The 19,853-nt window shown below is 65.4% G+C and carries 17 protein-coding genes; 10 read left to right on the forward strand and 7 right to left on the reverse strand.

The annotated features are described in order from the left end of the window. Positions 1-30: 30 nt before the first annotated feature. Positions 31-2,763, forward strand: a complete 2,733-nt coding sequence (locus tag DCM79_RS11605; protein WP_257179955.1) for an EAL domain-containing protein — start codon at positions 31-33, stop codon at positions 2,761-2,763. A gap of 102 nt (positions 2,764-2,865) precedes the next feature. Here the strand turns inward: DCM79_RS11605 and DCM79_RS11610 are convergent, their stop codons facing one another. After that, positions 2,866-4,203 carry a S41 family peptidase gene (locus DCM79_RS11610; protein ID WP_257179956.1) on the reverse strand — a complete coding sequence of 446 codons (1,338 nt, stop codon included), beginning with the start codon at positions 4,201-4,203 and terminating at the stop codon, positions 2,866-2,868. 318 nt (positions 4,204-4,521) lie between these two features. Between DCM79_RS11610 and DCM79_RS11615 the strand changes: the two genes are divergently transcribed. The 3 genes from DCM79_RS11615 (at position 4,522) to DCM79_RS11625 (ending at position 6,691) form a co-directional block, all read left to right on the forward strand. Continuing rightward, positions 4,522-5,655 (forward strand): alpha-hydroxy acid oxidase, encoded by a 1,134-nt coding sequence (locus tag DCM79_RS11615; protein WP_257179957.1) that lies wholly within the window; start codon positions 4,522-4,524, stop codon positions 5,653-5,655. Positions 5,656-5,694: 39 nt separating this feature from the next. Further along, positions 5,695-6,318, forward strand: a complete 624-nt coding sequence (locus DCM79_RS11620; RefSeq protein WP_257179958.1) for an HAD family phosphatase — start codon at positions 5,695-5,697, stop codon at positions 6,316-6,318. A gap of 166 nt (positions 6,319-6,484) precedes the next feature. Continuing rightward, positions 6,485-6,691: a hypothetical protein gene (locus DCM79_RS11625; RefSeq protein ID WP_257179959.1), complete on the forward strand. Its 207-nt coding sequence runs from the start codon at positions 6,485-6,487 to the stop codon at positions 6,689-6,691. A 98-nt stretch (positions 6,692-6,789) separates the two neighbouring features. Here the strand turns inward: DCM79_RS11625 and DCM79_RS11630 are convergent, their stop codons facing one another. Next, positions 6,790-7,083 carry a type II toxin-antitoxin system RelE/ParE family toxin gene (locus DCM79_RS11630; protein ID WP_257179960.1) on the reverse strand — a complete coding sequence of 98 codons (294 nt, stop codon included), beginning with the start codon at positions 7,081-7,083 and terminating at the stop codon, positions 6,790-6,792. After that, positions 7,080-7,346 (reverse strand): hypothetical protein, encoded by a 267-nt coding sequence (locus tag DCM79_RS11635; protein ID WP_257179961.1) that lies wholly within the window; start codon positions 7,344-7,346, stop codon positions 7,080-7,082. Before DCM79_RS11635 ends, DCM79_RS11630 begins: the two co-directional genes overlap by 4 nt. Before the next feature lie 94 nt (positions 7,347-7,440). Here DCM79_RS11635 and glp point away from each other — a divergent pair, with 94 nt between their 5' ends. The 3 genes from glp (at position 7,441) to DCM79_RS11650 (ending at position 10,361) form a co-directional block, all read left to right on the forward strand. Further along, on the forward strand, positions 7,441-8,652 hold the full coding sequence (gene glp, locus DCM79_RS11640) for a gephyrin-like molybdotransferase Glp (protein ID WP_257179963.1): 1,212 nt from the start codon (positions 7,441-7,443) through the stop codon (positions 8,650-8,652). 175 nt (positions 8,653-8,827) lie between these two features. After that, the gene (gene lexA / locus DCM79_RS11645) at positions 8,828-9,529 is read left to right on the forward strand and encodes a transcriptional repressor LexA (RefSeq protein ID WP_257179964.1); all 702 of its coding nucleotides are present in this window, start codon (positions 8,828-8,830) and stop codon (positions 9,527-9,529) included. A 397-nt stretch (positions 9,530-9,926) separates the two neighbouring features. Next, complete coding sequence (locus DCM79_RS11650; RefSeq protein WP_257179965.1) at positions 9,927-10,361, forward strand: hypothetical protein; 435 nt, start codon at positions 9,927-9,929, stop codon at positions 10,359-10,361. A gap of 7 nt (positions 10,362-10,368) precedes the next feature. On the opposite strand, the gene DCM79_RS11655 is transcribed toward DCM79_RS11650, so the two are convergent. The 4 genes from DCM79_RS11655 to DCM79_RS11670 all read right to left on the reverse strand — a co-directional run bounded on the left by DCM79_RS11655 (position 10,369) and on the right by DCM79_RS11670 (position 15,307). Continuing rightward, positions 10,369-12,645 (reverse strand): ComEC/Rec2 family competence protein, encoded by a 2,277-nt coding sequence (locus tag DCM79_RS11655; RefSeq protein WP_257179966.1) that lies wholly within the window; start codon positions 12,643-12,645, stop codon positions 10,369-10,371. 94 nt (positions 12,646-12,739) lie between these two features. Continuing rightward, positions 12,740-12,973 (reverse strand): DUF2171 domain-containing protein, encoded by a 234-nt coding sequence (locus DCM79_RS11660; RefSeq protein ID WP_257179967.1) that lies wholly within the window; start codon positions 12,971-12,973, stop codon positions 12,740-12,742. Positions 12,974-13,234: 261 nt separating this feature from the next. After that, a complete protein-coding gene (locus DCM79_RS11665) occupies positions 13,235-13,621 on the reverse strand; it encodes a nuclear transport factor 2 family protein (RefSeq protein ID WP_257179968.1) in 387 nt (128 codons plus the stop codon). Positions 13,622-13,630: 9 nt separating this feature from the next. Next, positions 13,631-15,307, reverse strand: a complete 1,677-nt coding sequence (locus DCM79_RS11670; protein WP_257179969.1) for a glutamine--tRNA ligase/YqeY domain fusion protein — start codon at positions 15,305-15,307, stop codon at positions 13,631-13,633. 166 nt (positions 15,308-15,473) lie between these two features. Here DCM79_RS11670 and gltX point away from each other — a divergent pair, with 166 nt between their 5' ends. From gltX to DCM79_RS11685, 3 genes are all read left to right on the forward strand, one after another. Beyond that, on the forward strand, positions 15,474-16,898 hold the full coding sequence (gene gltX, locus DCM79_RS11675; protein WP_257179970.1) for a glutamate--tRNA ligase: 1,425 nt from the start codon (positions 15,474-15,476) through the stop codon (positions 16,896-16,898). 146 nt (positions 16,899-17,044) lie between these two features. Then, positions 17,045-18,349, forward strand: a complete 1,305-nt coding sequence (gene gltA / locus DCM79_RS11680) for a citrate synthase (protein ID WP_028136129.1) — start codon at positions 17,045-17,047, stop codon at positions 18,347-18,349. 270 nt (positions 18,350-18,619) lie between these two features. Then, positions 18,620-19,798, forward strand: coding sequence for an ROK family transcriptional regulator (locus DCM79_RS11685; protein WP_257180742.1), 1,179 nt, complete (start codon positions 18,620-18,622; stop codon positions 19,796-19,798). Positions 19,799-19,853 lie beyond the last annotated feature (55 nt).

Here is a 19,853-nt window from a genome sequence, read left to right on the forward strand (position 1 = left end):
GATCCTGAGGTGTGCGCGGCAATGATCGGCATGAAGACAGGATTCGGCAGTCGCTTCTTTGACCAGGCCTTCGTGCGCAGCGGACCGATCCGCTGGCTGGTGGTGGGCGGCACGCTGCTGATCGCGGCCATCGCCATAGGCTCCGTCCTGATGGCGCAGAATTTCCGCGACCGGGCGCTGCGCAACTCCAGCCGCGAGCTGGAAAACACCGTGCTGATGCTTGCCCATCACTTCGACCAGCAATTGCAGGATTTCGCGGTCATCCAGAAAGACTTCGTCGATCACGCCCGTTCGATCGGCATCGCGAGCGTCGCAGACTTCCGCGCGCGCCTCTCCGGTCAGGACGTGCACCGGATGCTGCGTTCGAAGATCGAGGCGCTGCCCTATATCGGCGGCGTCAACATCATCGATGCCGAAGGCAACCTGATCAATTCGTCGACGACGTGGCCGGCTCCCAAGGTCAACGTGGCCGACCGCGCCTATTTTCGCACCTTCAGGTACGATCCCAATTCGCCCGACGTCTTGATCGAGCCATTGCACAGCCGCATCTCCGGTGCCTGGACCGTCTTGGTGGCACGGAGGATCGTCGGGCCCAACGGCGAATTCCTCGGCGTCGTCGGACGCGGAATCGAGCCTGCCAATTTCGAAAGGTTCTTCGCTTCCGTCGCGCTCGGCGAAGGCGCGACGATCTCGATGCTTCATCGCGACGGCACGCTGCTCGCCCGCTATCCCCACTCCAGCGAATTGATGGGACGAAACTTCAAGACCGGTGAGTTCGAACAGCAGCGTGTTTTCGGGCTCGATCATTTCGCCGGCCGTTTCACCAGCCCCATCGACGGCGAAGATCGACTGATCTCCTCGCGCGCATTGCCCAATTTCCCGATCCTGATGATGGCCACCACGACGCGTGCCGCGGCCCTGACCGACTGGCGCGAGCAGATCGGCATGCTGGTCTCGGTCGCCGCCGCCTCCGCACTCGCCATCGCAGGCGTGCTGATCGCGGTCGTGCGCAAGCTGCTGGAGCAGCATCGCGCCTCGCGCGAGCGGCTGACTCTGGAGAAGCAGCGGCTCGACCGCGCCGTCAACAACATGACGCAGGGTCTGCTGCTGTTCGACGCCGAGCAGCGGCTGGTGGTCTGCAACCAGCGCTACATCGAAATGTACGGATTGTCGGGCAAAATCGTGAAGCCTGGCTGCAGTTTTCACGACATCATCGCCCATCGCAAGGCAACCGGCTCGTTCACGGGCGACGTCGACGCCTACGTCGCGCGCGTGCTGAAGGGCATCCAGACGCGCAATTCCATGGTGGTCGATACCTCCGACGGCCGCTCGATCCACATCCTCAACGAGCCGCTCGCGGACGGCGGCTGGGTGGCGACCCATGAGGACATCACCGAGCGCCGCCGCATCGAGGAGCGCATCACCCACCTCGCCCTTTACGACGCGCTGACCGATCTGCCCAACCGCGCCATGTTCCACGAGCATCTGCGCAACGAGCTGGCCGCGGCCGGCAATGGCGAAGAGATCGCGGTGCACTATATCGACATCGACGAGTTCAAGGGCGTCAACGACGCGCTCGGCCACCTCGTCGGCGACGAATTGTTGAAATCGGTTGCCGCAAGCCTGCGCCGCTGTGCGGGCCCGGCGGATTTCGTGGCGCGGCTCGGCGGCGACGAATTCGCCGTGGTCCAGAGCGCGGTGACGTCACGAGACCAGGTCGACGAGCTCGTCGCGCGGGTGTTCGCGGCCATCCGCACGCCGTTCGACTGCATGGGCCATCATCTCACCACCGACGCCAGTATCGGCATCGCGCTCGCGCCGGAACACGGCACGGTGCTCGACCAGATCCTCAAGAACGCGGACATGGCGATGTACGCCGCTAAGTCCGCCGGACGCCGCACCTATCGCTTCTTCGAGCCGGAGATGGATGCCAAGGTGCGCGAGCGCCGGCAGCTCGAAGGCGACCTGCGCCGCGCCATCGCCCAAGGAGGCCTCGGAGGAGGCCTCGAAGTCTATTACCAGCCCTGCCTCAGCCTGAAGGACGACCGCATCACCGGCTGCGAGGCCCTGGTGCGCTGGCGCCATCCCGAGCGCGGCATGGTCTCGCCGGCGGAGTTCATCCCGATCGCGGAAGATACCGGCCTGATCAACGAGATCGGCGAATGGGTGCTGGCGACCGCCTGCCGGGACGCCGTGAGCTGGCCCGACGACATCCGCCTCGCGGTCAACGTCTCGCCGGTGCAATTCAAGAGCGGCACCCTGGCCCTGAAGATCATGGCGGCGCTCGCCGCCTCGAACCTGCCGGCGAGCCGGCTCGAGCTCGAGATCACCGAGGCGGTGCTGATCCGTGACGACGATGCCGCGCTGGCGATCCTGCACCAGCTCCGCGCCATCGGCGTCCGCATCGCACTCGACGATTTCGGCACCGGTTACTCGTCGCTGAGCTACCTGCACCGCTTCCCGTTCGACAAGATCAAGATCGACCGCTGCTTCGTCGACGACATCGCCGGTCCCGACGGCTCCGCCAGCATCGTCCAGGCCGTCGTCAACCTGGCGGCCGCGCGCCGCATGACGACCACGGCCGAGGGCGTCGAGACCGAGGAGCAGCAGCGCCTGCTGCGTGCGCTCGGCTGCTCCGAGATGCAGGGCTATCTGTTCAGCGCCGCAAAGCCGGCCGACAAGATGCTGGAGCTGTTCGCGCTGCATCGCAGCCGGCTGGCCCAGCGCGAAGGCCGCAGCGGCCGCCGCCGCGAGGCAGGTTAACGCCGATGCAGCCCGGCGGGCTGCCGATCAGACCGCCTCAGACGAAAACGCCCGGACGTGCGGATGCACTCCCGGGCGATTTCGTTTGTCTCTTCACAAGGACTAGTTCGGCACCGCGCCCTTCGATGCCCGTTTTGCCGCAACGGCGTTCGCGGTGACGCCGTGCAGGAAGTCGTAGGCCGCGTGCAGCGCCTTGTCGTCCTTCTCTTCCGGCGGAACGTAAGACTGTGACCCCGTCTGCTCGCCACCCTCGCCGGCCGACAGATGTCCGCGCATCTGGGACTCCGCCATGGTGTCCATGCGGCCCTTCAGCTCCGGCGGCACGTCCTGCAGGATCTCGATGTCCGGGGCGATGCCCTGGGCCTGAATCGAGCGGCCCGACGGCGTGTAATAGCGCGCCGTGGTCAGCGCCAGCGCGCCGTTGCCGGACCCGAGCGGAATGATCGTCTGCACCGATCCCTTTCCGAACGAGCGCGTGCCGATGATCGTGGCGCGCTTGTGGTCATGCAGGGCGCCGGCCACGATCTCCGAGGCCGAGGCCGAGCCGCCATTGACCAAGACCACCAGCGGCTTGCCCTTGGTGAGGTCGCCGCCATGGGCGGTGAAGCGCTGCGTCTCCTCCGGACTGCGGCCACGGGTCGAGACGACCTCGCCGCGTTGCAGGAACGCGCTCGACACCGACACGGCCTGGTCGAGCAGACCGCCCGGATTGTTGCGCAGGTCCACGACGTAGCCGGTGAGCTTCTCCGGCGACACCTGCTTGGAGATCGAGGCGATCGCCTTCTTCAGGCCGTCGGTGGTCTGCTCGTTGAACGAGGTGATGCGGATATAACCGATGTCGCCGTTCTCGACCCGGAAGCGCACCGGGCGCACATGGATGATCTCGCGCGTGATCGCCACTTCGAGCGGCGCATCCGCGCCCTTGCGCATAATGGTGAGCTTGGTCTTGGTGTCGACCGGGCCCTTCATCTTGTTGACGGCCTGCTCGAGCGTCATGCCCTGCACGGCCTCGCCGTCGATCTTGCTGATGAGGTCACCCGACATCAGGCCGGCCTTTGAGGCGGGCGTATCGTCGATCGGCGAGACCACTTTGACGAGGCCGTCCTCCATCGTGACCTCGATGCCGAGGCCGCCGAACTCGCCGGAGGTGGTCTCCTGCATCTCGGTCCAGGCCTTGGCATTCATGTAGCGCGAATGCGGATCGAGCGAGGTCACCATGCCGGTGATTGCGCCCTCGATCAGTTTGGCATTGTCGGGCTTCTCGACATAGCTCGCCTTCACGCGCTCGAACACCGTGCCGAACAAATTGAGCTGGGAATAGGCGTCGTCCGCGCTCGCCGCCGCCCGTGCCGCCCAGACACCGCCGTGCGGACTGGCCACAAGAAGGGTGAGACACGCTCCGGTGAGCGCGCCCAGAGGGAACAGCAGGGATTTCCGCATGGATGGGCTTGCCTTCTTGCTTTGGCGGTTCTTTGAGCTTGTCTCGTGAGACATGGGAGACGCCATGCAATTGGCGATCCAGCTCGCTTCTCACAATACCATTCTGGTTTCTTCAAGGCCGGGATACCACGCCGACGGGTACGCCGCAGAAATTGCTTCGCCCGGACCTAAACTTTTGGCAACGTTGCTGGACTGGCCTACCTGCAAGCGGAATCGTAGGCCGGTCCGCGCCTCGCAGCCATGCAAATCTAGGATAGTTTTGCAGGGCTGGACGGGTTAGGCGATGAGATAAGGGTTCAAATTCTCGGGAGGATAACAATGAACGAAGCACCCGGCATCCGGGCAGAACGGAACGTCGAACTCGGCGCCAGCAACGAGCCGTTCCAGAACCTGCACGAATTCATCCGGAAAGCGCGGGCCAACCTCAACCAGAACGCTTGGGATTACATCGTCGGCGCCGCCGAGACCGAGACCACGATGCGCCGCAACCGCATGGCGCTGGACGAGATCGCCTTTCGCCCCCGGGTGCTGCGCGACGTCCGCAAGGTGGATGGCTCGGTTCAGCAATTCGGCCGCAGGATGCGCCTTCCGGTGGTGCTCGCGCCCGTCGGGGCGCTCGAAATCTTCGATCCGGATGGTGCGGCGAGCGTCGCGCGCGGTGCCGGCACCTTCGGTGCGGCGCACATGCTGAGCTCGGTGTCCGAGCCCGGCCTGGAGAAGACCGCCGAGGCGGCGCCCGATGCGCTCCGGCTCTACCAGCTCTATGTCCGCGGCGACGATGCTTTCGTCGCCGATGTCGTCAGCCGGAGCGAGAAGAACGGCTACGCCGCGTTCTGCCTGACCGTCGACACCGCCCATTACAGCCGTCGCGAACGTGACATCGCCAAGCGCTATGTTCGCGAAAGCCGCCTGCGCGCCACCGGTGGCGATTACCAGAAGGGGCTGGAGTGGCGGACCGTGAAGATGATCAAGGACAGGTACAAGATCCCGCTGATCCTGAAGGGGATCGCGACCGCCGAGGACGCCCTGATCGCGGTCGATCACGGCGTCGAATGGATCTACGTCTCCAACCATGGCGGCCGCCAGCTCGACCATGGCCGCGGTGCCATGCAGGTGCTGCCCGAGATCGTCGAGGCCGTGAAGGGCCGCGCCAAGATCATGGTCGACGGCGGCATCTGTCGCGGCACCGACATCGTCAAGGCGATCGCGGCAGGCGCAGATCTCGTCGGCATCGGCCGGCTGCAATGCTGGGCGCTGGCGGCCTCAGGCGAAGCCGGCATCACGCGGATGCTGGAGCTGTTGGAGGACGAGGTGCTGCGCTGCCTCGGCCTGTTGGGTGCCACATCGTTTGCCGAGATCGACAAATCCTTCCTGCATCCGGCGACCGCCACCAACGCGCCGAGCGTGTTCAGCGCGTTCCCGCTGTTCGACCACGAGCCATATCGGTACTGACCTGCGGATTCCTGCCGACCCTGAGGTGAAAAGGACGCAATGACATCGCTCTCTCCCGGCAGCGCGGATGCGCTTCTGTTCGATCTCGGGCGCGTGGTGCTCGACATCGACTTCTCCAAGGCGATCGCCTGCTGGGCGGGGCACGCCGGCTGCCAGCCCGAAAGCATCGTCGCGCGCTATGTGCGCGACGAGGCCTACCGGCTGCACGAGGTCGGCAAGATCAGCGACGCGGACTATTTCGCCTCGTTACGCGCTTCGCTGGGGATCGGCATCTCGGACGCCCAGTTCCTGGAGGGCTGGAACGCGATCTTCGCCGGCGAGATGCCTGAGATCGCCGAGCTGCTGCCGCGTGCGGCAAAGCAGATGCCGCTCTACGCCTTCTCCAACACCAATCGGCCGCATGTTGATTATTTCTCGAAGGAATATGCCGATCTGCTCGGCCATTTCCGCGAGCTGTACCTGTCATCCAGCATCGGCCTGCGCAAACCGGATGCCGACGCTTTCGACCATGTCGTCGCAGCGATCGGGGTGCCAGCGGGGCGCATCGTGTTCTTCGACGATCTCGAAGAGAACATCGAGGGCGCGCGGGCGCGCGGATTGACGGCCGTGCACGTTACATCGCCGCGCGACGTCGGGAAGGCCTTGAAGGCGTTGGGCATTTGACCCCGGCCCGGCATTAGAAGCAACGCTGCAAACCGCGTCCGGAACCGAATTCTACAAAAACTGTGGAACCTGCCCCCTTTGTGCATTTTTATACGGAGTTCCCGGAACGGAATACCACCCTTCGGACTCATGAGTCCGTTGGGACTTCTACATCGGACTAATCGACGTGCTGGGCAAAACCTACCTTACCAAGCAAGCCTCTCTGCTGCTTGAATTCGCAAGAAACACCTCGGATTCCGAGCTTTCCGCCAAGCTGATCAGCAAGGCCGCGGACCTGAAATCGCAGGCCGATCCGCTCCCCGACAAGGACCAGGGTCCCAAACCTCCCGACGTCGCATGGGACGTCAGCCCGGACAGGCCGACCGGAAGTTGACCGCCACGGGCCTTGGCGCAGGTCATCCTCGTCTTGCTATGCCCCGTTGCCGCTGATCGGCCTCGTTCCTTGGATCGTGCCGCGTCGGCCCGACCGTTTCAGGCATCTGAATACTCTCGTTGCCGCGCGGGATGTTGGATTGTGAGAATGACGACCTCGCCTGCCGCTTCATCGACTGTGTAATAGACCAGATAAGGATATCGCCGCGTCACCACCTTCCGCACGCCTTCCACGTTCTGCTGCCGTCCAAGATGCGGAAAGCGGACGAGGTTTTGGAGCGATTCGAGGATTGCCGTGCGCACCCGTAACGCCGCCTGGGGGCTGTGTTCCCGAACGTAGTCGGCAATGGAGACCAAATCGTGCGTCGCCCGGGGCGTAAATTTGAGCTTCATCGCTCGAAGCAGCGGAACGCGGCTTCGACCTCGGCGTCGGATGCGAATTGCCGGAGATTAGCTTGTGCAAGCCCCTCAAGGACGGCAGGTAGATGCACGGGATCAATTTCCTCGGGCTCTCCTGCGTTGGCCGTGAGAACCAGCATCGCGCGCGCGATTTCGTCCTGACTGTCCGCAGGAAGCTGACGCACGGCTTGGAGGGCCTTTTCGAGCAGTCTCGTCATTCTCATAAAATAGACCGGACCAGTGCCGAAGGAAAGCATGGTCTCTCGCCACCCCGCTCCCTTTTGCTTCGTCTCTTCCCCTCGGCTAGAACCTACCCTATTCGAATCCTTCGATGTGTTGCGGGAGCTTGCCGTGGCCCTGATGCCGGTTTCCGACGCCCTTGCTGCGGTGCTGGCAGGTGCAGAGCCGCTGCCTGAACAGATGGTTTCGCTCGACGAGGCCTATCACCGCGTGCTCGCGCATGACGTCGCGGCGCTCCGCACGCAGCCGCCGCAGGCGATGTCGGCGATGGACGGCTACGCCGTGCGCGCGGCCGATGCGGCAACGGTCGATTCCCGGCTGACGGTGATCGGCGAGATCGCAGCCGGCCGTCCTGTCACGAGAGCAGTTGGCGCCGGCGAAGCCGTGCGGATCTTCACCGGCGGCGTCATCCCGGACGGAGCGGACGCGGTCGTGATCCAGGAGGACACTGTCGCGGACGGCAACAGCGTCACCATCAAGGAAGCCGCGATCGCCGGACGGCACGTCCGCCCGGCCGGCGTCGATTTCCGCGAAGGTGACGTGCTCCTGCGCAAGGGAACCCGCCTGACGGAGCGCGATCTCGCGCTTGCAGCGGCGATGAATCACCCGCACCTCGCCGTCTGCCGCCGTCCCAAGGTTGCGATCCTCGCCACCGGCGACGAGCTGGTGAGGCCGGGCACCACGCCCGGGCACGGCCAGATCGTCTATTCCAACGGCTACGCCCTGCATGCGCTCGCCCGCAGCGAGGGCGCCGAGACCATCGACCTCGGTGTCGCCGCCGACACGCTGGAGGCCACCTCCGCCGGAATCCGCCGCGCCCGCGAGAGCGGTGCTGACATCCTGATCACGACCGGCGGCGCGTCGGTCGGCGACCACGATCTGGTCCAGCAGGCGCTGCGGGGCGAAGGCATCTCGATGGCGTTCTGGAAGATCGCGATCAGGCCCGGCAAGCCGATGATGCACGGACGGCTCGGCGCGATGCGCGTGATCGGCCTGCCCGGCAATCCCGTGTCGTCCTACGTGTGCGCGTTCCTGTTCATGGTGCCGTTGATTCGCGCCTTGTCGGGCCGTTCAGTGATTCATCATCGCCGCGAGCGCGCCGTGCTGGGCAAGGATCTCGGCGCCAACGACCAGCGCGAGGATTATCTGCGCGCGCGCCTCGAACTGCGCGACGATGGTGCGCAGGTCGCCGTTCCCGTCAGCCATCAGGATTCCTCTCTGCTTGCGAATCTTGCTGCGGCACAGGTACTTCTCGTGCGCGCACCGTTCGCGCCGAAGGCCGAGGCCGGCAGCCCTTGCGAGGTGCTGCGTCTCCCCGTCTGAGTGCACGGCCACACGCATTCCGCGAGTTCGCCACCGTTCACGGTAAATTAAGCAGTTGCGGAACATGTATCGAACATATAGTGTCCGTTCATGATTTGTTTCGAGCATGTAGCGGCTTATCGCTGAACTCATCGTCTCGGAATCGAACGACATCAACCGGGGGACTTTGGTCGAGATGTTAACGCGCAAACAATACGAGCTTCTGAGGTTCATCAGCGAACGTTTGAAGGAAAGCGGTGTGCCGCCCTCCTTCGACGAGATGAAGGATGCGCTCGACCTGCGCTCGAAGTCGGGCATCCACCGCCTGATCACCGCGCTCGAGGAGCGCGGCTTCATCCGCCGCCTGCCCAACCGCGCACGCGCCATCGAAGTGATCAAGCTGCCGGAGCTCCAGGCTGCCGCCGGCGCCCGTCGCGGCTTCACGCCGAGCGTCATCGAGGGCAATCTCGGCAAGGTCCGCGCCAGCTCCAGCCCGTCCATGGACGAGGGCGAGCGGCCCGTTGCGGTGCCCGTGATGGGCCGTATCGCGGCCGGCACGCCGATCGAGGCGTTGCAGACCCGCAGCCACACCATCAGCGTGCCGCCCGACATGCTCGGCTCGGGCGAGCACTACGCGCTCGAAGTGCGCGGCGATTCCATGGTGGAAGCCGGCATCCTCGACGGCGACATGGCGCTGATCCAGCGCAACGAGAGCGCCGATACCGGCGACATCGTGGTGGCGCTGATCGACGACGAGGAGGCCACGCTCAAGCGCTTCCGCCGCCGCGGCGCCTCGATCGCACTCGAGCCGGCCAATGCCGCTTATGAGGTGCGCATCCTGCCGCCGAACCGCGTGAAGATTCAGGGCAAGCTGATCGGGCTTTACCGGAAGTACTGATACCCAACATCAAGCGCCGGGCGCGCTTCGACAATCGCATTTGAATTTTGCAGGGGTCGTCATGCCCGGGCTTGTCCCGGGCATCCACGTTCATTGTGCTGCGTCGAAGGCGTGGATGGCCGGGACAAGCCCGGCCATGACGCTGTGGAGGCGGCTGGTGACCATAACCACATGCGATAGCCCTGCGCAGAGTGGTGCCGGCAGCGCCGATACGCCGGCCAAATGCAAGGATGCGATGTTTGTTCCTATCGAATCCGGGAAAGATAAAGTGATCGCGCGCTGCGGACGCGAGCCGCAGATTTGCCCATAACCAAGCAGAGCGTTGCAGGCTTCCACTCTGATTGAGGCCTGCGCCTCGACGAGACGCGGGTCGCAATCTTCGCATGAGGAGCACCCGATGTGTGACTACAGCCTGCATGCCGTCGCGACGCGTCCCGCCGAAGTCGGCGAGACGATCGTCACGACAACCTTCCGCGGCACCTCGACGCGCGGCTTCGCCTCCGAAGCCGATCTCTCTGTCGCGGTCTGCCTGCTGCCGGGGACGGAGCTCGCCTTTGCCGACAACGTCCGTTACGACAACCGCTGGATCTGGACGCGCACCGTCAACTCCCGCGTCGGCAAGTTCGGCAAGATCGATCCACACATTCCCGATCGCCATCACGACGCGATCGAATTTCCTGACGGCAAATACGTGCTGGTGACTCAGCTGGTCGAAGGCCAGCGCGCAACCGTGCTGCAGCTGCCGGTGACGCAGCCGGTCGGCGAGCGCGAGCACAAGCCTGAGATCATCGCGGACAATCGGGCGGCGGTCACGCGCCAGCCGATCGGCTGATGAAAGCTCAGTCCTCGGCCTGAAGATCGGCCTCCGACGGCGTAGCGTCGCGGACGCGCGGAGCCGGCCTCGGCATGAGGGCTCCTTCGAAATCTCCCTCGCCGGCGGCTGCCGGCGACCAGGGGCGGTCTGCACCTCTCGCCTTGACCGCCTGAACCGCAAATCCGTCGCCATGCCGTGTCAGCGCCAGCGTGCCCTGGCGCGCGAGCCGCTGCCGGTCCACCACCATCGCCGCGCAATCGGGCGGCGCGGGCCGCGACGTCACCACCAGCGCGGCGCGGCTGCAATCGTCCGCCAGCGCATCGATGCGCGAGGCCAGCGCGACCAGGCGCCCATCGGCGAGCGGTGTCACGCAGCCGGACTCGTCGCACGACACTCCCTCGGCCAAGGTGCTGCTGCCGGCATCGCGCGGATCGGCGTCGGCCGCCAGCCACTCCTTCAGCAGGAAGCTGTCCTTGCCCGCCCTGATCAGGTGCAGGCGCCCGTCCCCGCCCCGCACCGCGACGCTGGCGCCGTCCCCGGCAATCAGGACATCAGGCTGCCGTGCGGAGAGGCCCCAGGCGATGGACGCCAGCAGCACCACGGCACCGCACCAGCGCAGGGGCGTGCGCAACAGGCCCATCAGGATGATGCCGAGGCTCGCGGCGATCAGCGGCGCGATGCCGAACGCCGGGATGCGGCCGACCGCGCCCGGAAGCGTCGCGACCCAGCGCGAGACCGCGACCATCCAGTCGATGCCCAGCCCCATCAGCCACCAGAACACGCCATCGAGCCCGAACGGCGCTGCGAGCAATCCCAACAGCCCCGCCGGCATCACCAGCACTGAGACCACCGGCATCGCCCCGAGATTGGCGAGCACGCCATAGGGCGTGACGCGATGGAAGTGGAAGGCGGCATAGGGCGTGGTCGCAAGCCCCGCGATCAGCGAGGCCAAGAACAGCATCGCGATCTCGCGGCCGCCCCACAGCGCGACGCGTGCGGTCGCCGAATGATCGGGCGCGGCCAGCAGGTTCGGCATGCCGATCTGCACCAGCGCCACCAGACCGAGCGTTGCCGCAAACGACATCTGGAAGCTCGGATGCACCAGCGCCTCCGGGGCGACCGCGAGCACGATCAGCGCCGCCACCGCCAGCGTGCGGAAGGTGATGGCGCGGCGGTCGACCATCACCGCGATCAGCACCACCGCCGTCATGAAGAACGATCGTTGCGTTGCGACCTCGGCGCCCGAGAGCAGCAGATAGAACGCGGCCGCCACCAAAGCTGCGGCCGCCGACCATTTCTTGATGGCGAAACCAACGGCAAGGCCCGGAATCAACGCCAGCAGCGCGCGCACCGCGAAGAAGACGACGCCTGCGACCACCGCCATGTGATAGCCGGAGATCGAGAGGACGTGCCCGAGCCCCGAGATGAACATCGCGTCGTTGACGGGCGCGGAGATCGCATCGCGCCGCCCGGTGAGCAGCGCGGTCGCGATCGCGCGGTTGTCGCCCTCGAGCGTCGCGCGGATGCGGGCATCGATCGCATCGCGCAGGCCTTGCATGAAAGCGGCGTAGCGCAGCCGCAGGCCGCCGGCGTCCGGCGGGGTCGAGGCCGTGATCGCGCCCATCACGAAGCCGGAGGCGCCGATGCCCTGAAAGAACATATCCCGCGAGAAGTCGTAGCTACCCGGGCGCACCGGCGAGAGCGGCGGCATCAGCCGCGCTTTCAGTTGAACGAAGCTGCCGACCTCGGGCGCGGTGCCCTTGCGCACCGACAGGCGGACGCGCTCGAGCTTGACGTCGCTGCGCTGCGCCTCCATGGCGGTGACGCGGAGCACGAAGCGGTCGGTGCGCTCGCGGATGTCGCGTGTCTCGACGAAGCCCGACAGCGACACGGAATAGAGCGGCTTGGCCAGCACGGTATGGGTGACGCGCGCCGTCTTCCAGGTCGCGCCGGCAAAGCCGGAAGCGACCGCCGCGATCATGAGCGCCGGCGCGAACAGCCGGCTCCGCCGCACCAGGATCGCGCCGAGCAGCAGCGCGGCCGCCGTCGTTGCGACGACCCACAGCACCGGCTCATGATCGGCGGCAAAATAGAGCGCGATGCCCCCGCCGAAGGCGACCGGCACCCACGGCAGCAGGCGTCCCGGACCGGCCTCGGCGCGGGCCCACTCGCGCAATGTCTCGACGATCGTGGGCCAGATGCCGAAACCCGCCGGAGCAAAACCACCGGCGGGGGCGGCGCGGCCGACCGGCCACGTCCCGGCAATCCCCTGGGCGCGTACTGGCCGGCCCTGCTCCGCCATTCCCCTGCACCTAACGCGACGCGACTGGCGCCAAGGCTACCGGAACGTGCGGCCGGGCGAATAGCGGTACAGATCGGGAACGCGAGAAGGCGCCCTACTTTTCCTCTTCCATCGTCACGGCCACCGACGCCTTGGCCGCCAGCCGCACCTTGTTGCCCTCGACATCGGCGACGAGGCCCTTGTCGATGAAATGATGATGACCCTTGTGGCTGCCCTCGCCGCTGTCCTTCTTGGTCAGCTTGATGCGGTTGCCTTCGACCTTGTCGACGGTGCCGACATGGACGCCGTCGGCGCCGATGACTTCCATATGCTCTGCGATGTTCTGCATGGCGGGTTCCTTGTTGAACCCACGCCAACGCAGACGAGGCACGTTCGTTCTCTCTCGGGAATGACGATGCCGTGTGCTGTTTCGCGACCGAAAGATGGTGGGCGCGGCGCGCTGTACCTTTGCCCAACCTTCGGCACTATAGGCGTCATTCCGGGGCGCGACGAAGTCGCGAGCCCGGAATCCATAACCACCATCGTGAGTGTGGATACCGGGCTCGCGCCAAGTGGCGCGCCCCGGAATGACGAAACCGATGGAGCCGTGTCAGATCAGCGGCGCCTGCGACGAGGCGTGGTGATTGACGATCTTCCAGTCGCCGTCCTCGCGGATGATGACCCAGCTCATCTTGACGATGAGATCGTCCCGCTCGCCGGCGAGGTCGAACGAGATCGTGGCGGCCATGTTGATCAGGTCCGGGCCGGCCTGCGCTGCGTTCACGTCGGAGAATACGGCGCGCGGCTGGCGCCAGCGCGGCAGGCCGCTGAAATAGTCGGCGACGCCGTCCCTGCCGAGGTAGAGCTTCGGGTTGGAGCCGAAGAAGAATGCATTCTTCGCATAGAGCGACGACAGCGCGGTCGCATCGAGCGTCGCGAAGCCGGCGCACCATTTCGCGATGATGGCTGAAGCGATGGCGTCGGCTTCGTTGCTCATCGTGGTCCCTCAGCCCTTCGCCACTTCCTTCGCGAAGGTGTCGCGCAGTCCGATGGTGCGCGAGAACACCGGCTTGCCGGGCGTCGAGTCCCTGTCGCGCACGAAATAGCCCTGGCGCTCGAACTGCATCGGCTCGGTCGAGTTGCTCTCCGCCACCGCTGCCTCGACTCGTGCGTCGGGCAGGATCTCCAGCGAGTTCGGATTGAGATCCGCCGCGAAGTTCGAAGCGTCCGGGCTCGGATTGGCGAACAGCTGGTTGTAGATGCGGATCTCAGCCGGCACCGAAGTTGCCGCCGGCAGCCAGTGCATGGTCGCCTTGACCTTGCGGCCGTCGGGCGCGTTGCCGCCCCTGGTCGCGGGGTCGTAGGTGCAGCGCAGCTCCACCACCTCGCCCTTGTCGTTCTTGATCACGCCGGTGCACTTGACGAAATAGGCATAACGCAGCCGCACCTCGTTGCCCGGGGACAGGCGGAAGAACTTCTTCGGCGGGTTCTCCATGAAGTCGTCCTGCTCGATATAGAGCTCGCGGCCGAACGTGATCTTCCGCGTGCCCGCCGAGGGATCGTCGGGATGATTGATCGCCTCGAGCTCCTCGGTCTGCCCTTCCGGGTAGTTCTCGATCACGACCTTGAGCGGCCTCAAGACCGCCATGCGGCGCTGCGCGGTGCGGTTCAGCTCCTCGCGAATGCAGAACTCCAACATACCGACGTCGACGACGCTGTTGGCTTTCGCGACCCCGATGCGCTTGACGAACTCGCGCAAGGCCGCCGGCGGCACGCCGCGGCGGCGCATCCCGGCCATGGTCGGCATGCGCGGATCGTCCCAGCCCGCGACATGGCCGTCGCGGACGAGCTGCGTCAGCACGCGCTTGGACAGGAGCGTGTAGGTCAGGTTCAGCCGCGCGAATTCGTACTGATGCGGCTTGGACGGCACCGGCAGCTTCTCGATGAACCAATCGTAGAGCGGCCGGTGGTCCTCGAACTCCAGCGTGCAGATCGAGTGCGTGATGCCTTCGATCGCGTCCGACTGGCCGTGCGCATAATCGTAGCTCGGATAGATGCTCCACTTCGTGCCGGTGCGCGGATGATGCGCGTGCAGGATGCGGTACAGCACGGGATCGCGCAGGTTGATGTTGCCGGCGGCCATGTCGATCTTGGCCCGCAGCACGCGCGCGCCGTTGGGGAATTCGCCGGCCTTCATACGCCGGAACAGGTCGAGGTTCTCCTCCACGCTGCGGTCGCGGAACGGCGAGTTCTTGCCGGGCTCGGTCAGCGTGCCGCGGGAGACGCGGATCTCCTCCTGGGTCTGGTCGTCGACATAGGCGAGCCCGTCGCGGATCAGCTGCTCGGCCCATTCATACAGGCGGTCGAAATAGTCCGAGGCGAAGAACAGGTTCTTGCCCCAGTCGAAGCCGAGCCAGCGCACGTCGGCCTGGATGGAATCGATGTATTCCTGCTCTTCCTTGACCGGATTGGTGTCGTCGAAGCGCAGGTGGCAGCGGCCCGGAAACTCCTGGGCGATGCCGAAATTGAGTGCGATCGACTTGGCGTGGCCGATATGCAGGTAGCCGTTCGGCTCCGGCGGGAACCGGGTCACGATTTCCCTGTATTTGCCCTGATCGAGGTCGGCCTGGATGATGTCACGAATGAAATCGCGCCCAACCTCAGCTGCCACCGGTTCTGTCATTACCAAAATCCTGTCGGGAAATCAGCGGTCCTTCTGCCAAATTCGGGGGGCTGAGCCAAGAGCCTAAGCAAGGGCTTAAGCAGGCCCGGCAGGTCCGCCGTCGGGCTTTAGTTATGCGCCGGTCCTGCTATACACCACCGCTTCCAATGCATAGGCCCTGCCAAGAATGACCTCCCCCGTCGTCACCCGCTTCGCCCCCTCGCCGACCGGCTTCCTCCATATCGGCGGCGCCCGGACGGCGCTGTTCAACTGGCTCTATGCGAAGAAGCACGGCGGCAAGATGCTGCTGCGGATCGAGGACACCGACCGCGAGCGCTCCACCGAAGCCGCGATCGCCGCCATTCTCGACGGTCTCAAATGGCTCGAGCTCGGCTGGGACGGCGAGGTCATCTACCAGTTCGCCCGCGCCGCGCGTCACCGCGAGGTCGCCGAGCAGCTGCTCGCCGACGGCAAGGCCTATCGCTGCTACGCCAGTGCCGAGGAGCTCGCTGCGATGCGCGAGAAGGCGCGCGCCGAGGGCCGCACCCGCCTCTATGACGGCATGTGGCGCGACCGCGATCCCGCGAGCGCCCCTGGCGACGTCAAGCCGACCATCCGCCTGCGCGCACCGCAGACTGGCGAGACCGTGATCGAGGATCAGGTTCAGGGCCGCGTGGTCTGGCAGAACGAGAACCTCGACGACCTCGTCCTGCTGCGCGGCGACGGCAATCCAACCTACATGCTCGCGGTGGTGGTCGACGACCACGACATGGGCGTCACCCACGTGATCCGCGGCGACGACCATCTGATCAACGCCGCCCGGCAGAAGCAGATCTACGATGCGATGGGCTGGACGCTGCCGAGCATGTCCCACATCCCGCTGATCCACGGTCCGGACGGCTCGAAGCTGTCGAAGCGCCACGGCGCGCTCGGGGTCGATGCCTACCGTGCCATGGGATATCTGCCGGCGGCGCTGCGCAATTACCTGGTCCGGCTCGGCTGGAGCCATGGCGACCAGGAGATCTTCTCGACCGAGGAGATGATCGCCGCGTTCGACCTCGCCAATGTCGGCCGCGCCGCCGCCCGCTTCGATTTCGCCAAGCTGGAAAACCTCAACGGCCACTATATCCGCCACGCCGACGATCAATCGCTCGTGAAGATGTTCGAGGACGTGCTCGACCACGTGCCGGGTCGGGCCGAGCTCAAGGCCAAGTTGAACGACACCACGCGCGCGCAGCTCGTCAAGGCCATGCCGGCCCTGAAGGAGCGCGCCAAGACGTTGATCGAGCTGATCGACGGCGCCTATTTCATCTTCGCCGACCGGCCGCTGGAGCTCGATCCCAAGGCGCAAGCCCTGCTCACGCCGGAAAACCGCAAGCTGATCGGCCAGCTTCATGCCGCGCTGGAGACAGTCGAGACCTGGAGCGGCGCCAGCACCGAAGCCGCGCTGCGCGCCTTTGCCGAGGAAAATAGTCTCAAGCTCGGCGCGGTCGCCCAGCCCCTGCGGGCGGCGCTGACCGGACGGACGACGTCGCCTGGCATATTTGAGGTTTTGGACGTCCTGGGACGCCAGGAAAGCCTTGGCCGGCTTAAGGATCAGTCTACGACGTAAGTCGACCATGCGTGCGGCGATCTTGCAGCGCACATAGCAATAATATACCCATCTGCCCCGTACCTTCTGGAACATCCGGCCCGCCCCCAGGACCTGCCTCGGGGGCCCCGGCTCCGGCCCGTTTCACCATACATCGGGGACCTCTGATGGACGCAAAACCAAGCCCAAAGACCGCTACGCTGACGGTCGGAAACAAGAATTACGATCTCCCGATCCACAGCGGCAGCGTCGGGCCTGATGTCATCGATATCGGCAAGCTCTACGGCCAGTCCGGCCTGTTCACCTACGATCCCGGCTTCACCTCCACCGCGAGCTGCCAGTCCAAGATCACCTATATCGACGGCGATGCGGGCGTGCTGGAATACCGTGGCTATCCGATCGAGCAGCTCGCCGAGAACGGTGACTTCCTCGAGACTTGCTATCTCCTGCTCTACGGGAACCTGCCGACCGCCGCGCAGAAGAAGGATTTCGACGACCGCGTGATCCATCACACGATGGTGCACGAGCAGATGGCCCGCTTCTTCCAGGGCTTCCGCCGCGACGCTCATCCGATGGCGATCATGGTGGCCGCAGTCGGGGCGCTCGCCGCGTTCTATCACGACAGCACCGACATCAACGATCCGAAGCAGCGCATGATCGCATCCATGCGCATGATCGCGAAGATCCCGACCCTGGCGGCGATGGCCTACAAGTACACGATCGGCCAGCCCTTCGTGTACCCGAAGAACTCGCTGAAGTTCGCCGAGAACTTCCTGCACATGTGCTTCGCCGTGCCGTGCGAGGACTACAAGATCAACCCGGTGCTCGCCGACGCGCTGGACAAGATCTTCATCCTGCACGCCGACCACGAGCAGAACGCCTCGACCTCGACGGTCCGCATCGCCGGCTCGTCCGGGGCCAACCCGTTCGCCTGCATCGCCGCCGGCATCGCCTGCCTCTGGGGCCCGGCGCATGGCGGCGCCAACGAAGCCGCGCTCGCGATGCTCGCCGAGATCGGCACCGTGGACAAGATTCCCGAATTCATCGCCAAGGTGAAGGACAAGAACTCCGAAGTCCGCCTGATGGGTTTCGGTCACCGCGTCTACAAGAACTACGATCCGCGCGCCAAGCTGATGCAGAAGATGTGTCACGCCGTGCTCAAGGAGACCGGCCACGGCGACGATCCGATGCTGAAGGTGGCGATGGAGCTCGAGAAGATCGCGCTCAGCGACCAGTACTTCATCGACCGCAAGCTCTACCCGAACGTCGACTTCTATTCGGGCATCACGCTGAAGGCGATGGGCTTCCCGGTCTCGATGTTCACCGTGCTGTTCGCGGTCGCCCGCACCGTCGGCTGGATCAGCCAGTGGAGCGAGATGATCGAGGACCCGCAGCAGAAGATCGGCCGTCCGCGCCAGCTCTACACCGGCGTCACCAAGCGCGACTACGTCGCGATGAAGGATCGCAAGTAAGTCCCGAGCCACTACGGCTCTCGAAACGGCGCCATCGCAAGATGGCGCCGTTTTTGTTTGCGCTCTTGTAGGGTGGGCAAAGCGCAGCGTGCCCACCACCTCTCCGCAACGGGTATGAAATCGTGGGCACGCTTCGCTTTGCCCACCCTACGAAACCGTCCCTTGCTCTTGCTGCCGCGCACAACAACAAGTCCATGACATGGCGGCAAGCGGCTTGACAGTCGAGCAGCCCCGCGCGCATTCTTACACTGAGTAAGAATGACGACAGGGATGGAAATGCCGGAGCAGCCGAGAAGTCGGCGGCAGACGCGCGCTGCCATTTTGACCCATCTGCTTCAGTCGGGCGGCTCGTTCCGTCCGCCGCTGGCCAAGGCCGTGCGCCTGTCGGAAGCGAGCCTGTCGCGCATCCTGTTCGACCTGAAGGCCGAAGGCCTGATCGAGGAGGTGCGGCGCCCTGCCCCTTACGTCGGCGGCCCGACCGGCCTCGTGTCGCTCGACGGCTCGGTCGCCCTCGCAGCCTTCGAGCTGACCGCGCAGCATCTCAGCGTCGGCGTCGGCGGCCTGTCGGGCGAGCTGCACTACGCCGAGCGCGTGAAACTGCCGAAGACGCCGACCGCCGAGACCGTCGGCCGGGCATTTCGCGAAGCCATGACATTGCTGCGCGACTGGACGCGGCGCCGCCGCATCATCCTCGCGCAGATCGGCGTCTCCATTCCAGGCCTCGGCCGTCTCAGCATCTCGGCCAATCCGATCATTCCCTGCGATGTCGGGCGCCTCAGCGAGATGTTCGACGAGATGTTCGCCGACGTGCCGCTCGAGATCACCAATTCGGTGGTCGCCCACGCCACCTTTCACCGCTGCCGCACCCAGAATTATCCCTTCAGCGACACGCATCTGTTCGTGCTCGTCAGCCACGGCGTCGCCGGCGCCTGGATGGATGATCCGGCGAAGGCCGAGGCGTTGCAACCGATCGAGCTCGGGCACATGGTGTTCGAGCCCGAAGGCCCGCGCTGCCGCTGCGGACATCATGGCTGCGTCGAGGCCTATGCGTCGATTCCGGCCCTGGCCGAGCTTCTCGGCGTTGCCGAAGCCGAACTGCTTCGGCTCGGCAACGAATGGGTGAACACGATTCCGATCTCATCGCGCGTGCGGCAGGAGCTGCGCCGGCGGCTGTTCCGCCTCGGCCTTGCGATCGGCAACACGCTGAACGTGAAACCGTGCGGTGGCGTTGCGATCAGCGGTTGGCCGTCGCTTCTCGCCGCAGACGATCGCAACGCCGTGATCGAAGGGATCGATGCCTGCCTGCTCGGCGGGCGCAAATTGGCGCAGGTGTCCATCGCCTTCGTGCCGTCGTCGACGGGCAACGATCCGCAGGCCGCGCTCGCCTTCGCCGCCTTTTGTCTCGCCAGCCGTGGCGGCATGCCCGCGGCCTCGACGGAGGCGGCCTGACATGCGCTGAACCTGAACGTCCTACACGCGCCGAAACTTCACACCGGGAGGAACT

Source organism: Bradyrhizobium sp. WBOS07, from assembly GCF_024585165.1.
In the GTDB taxonomy this organism is placed as follows: domain Bacteria; phylum Pseudomonadota; class Alphaproteobacteria; order Rhizobiales; family Xanthobacteraceae; genus Bradyrhizobium; species Bradyrhizobium japonicum_B.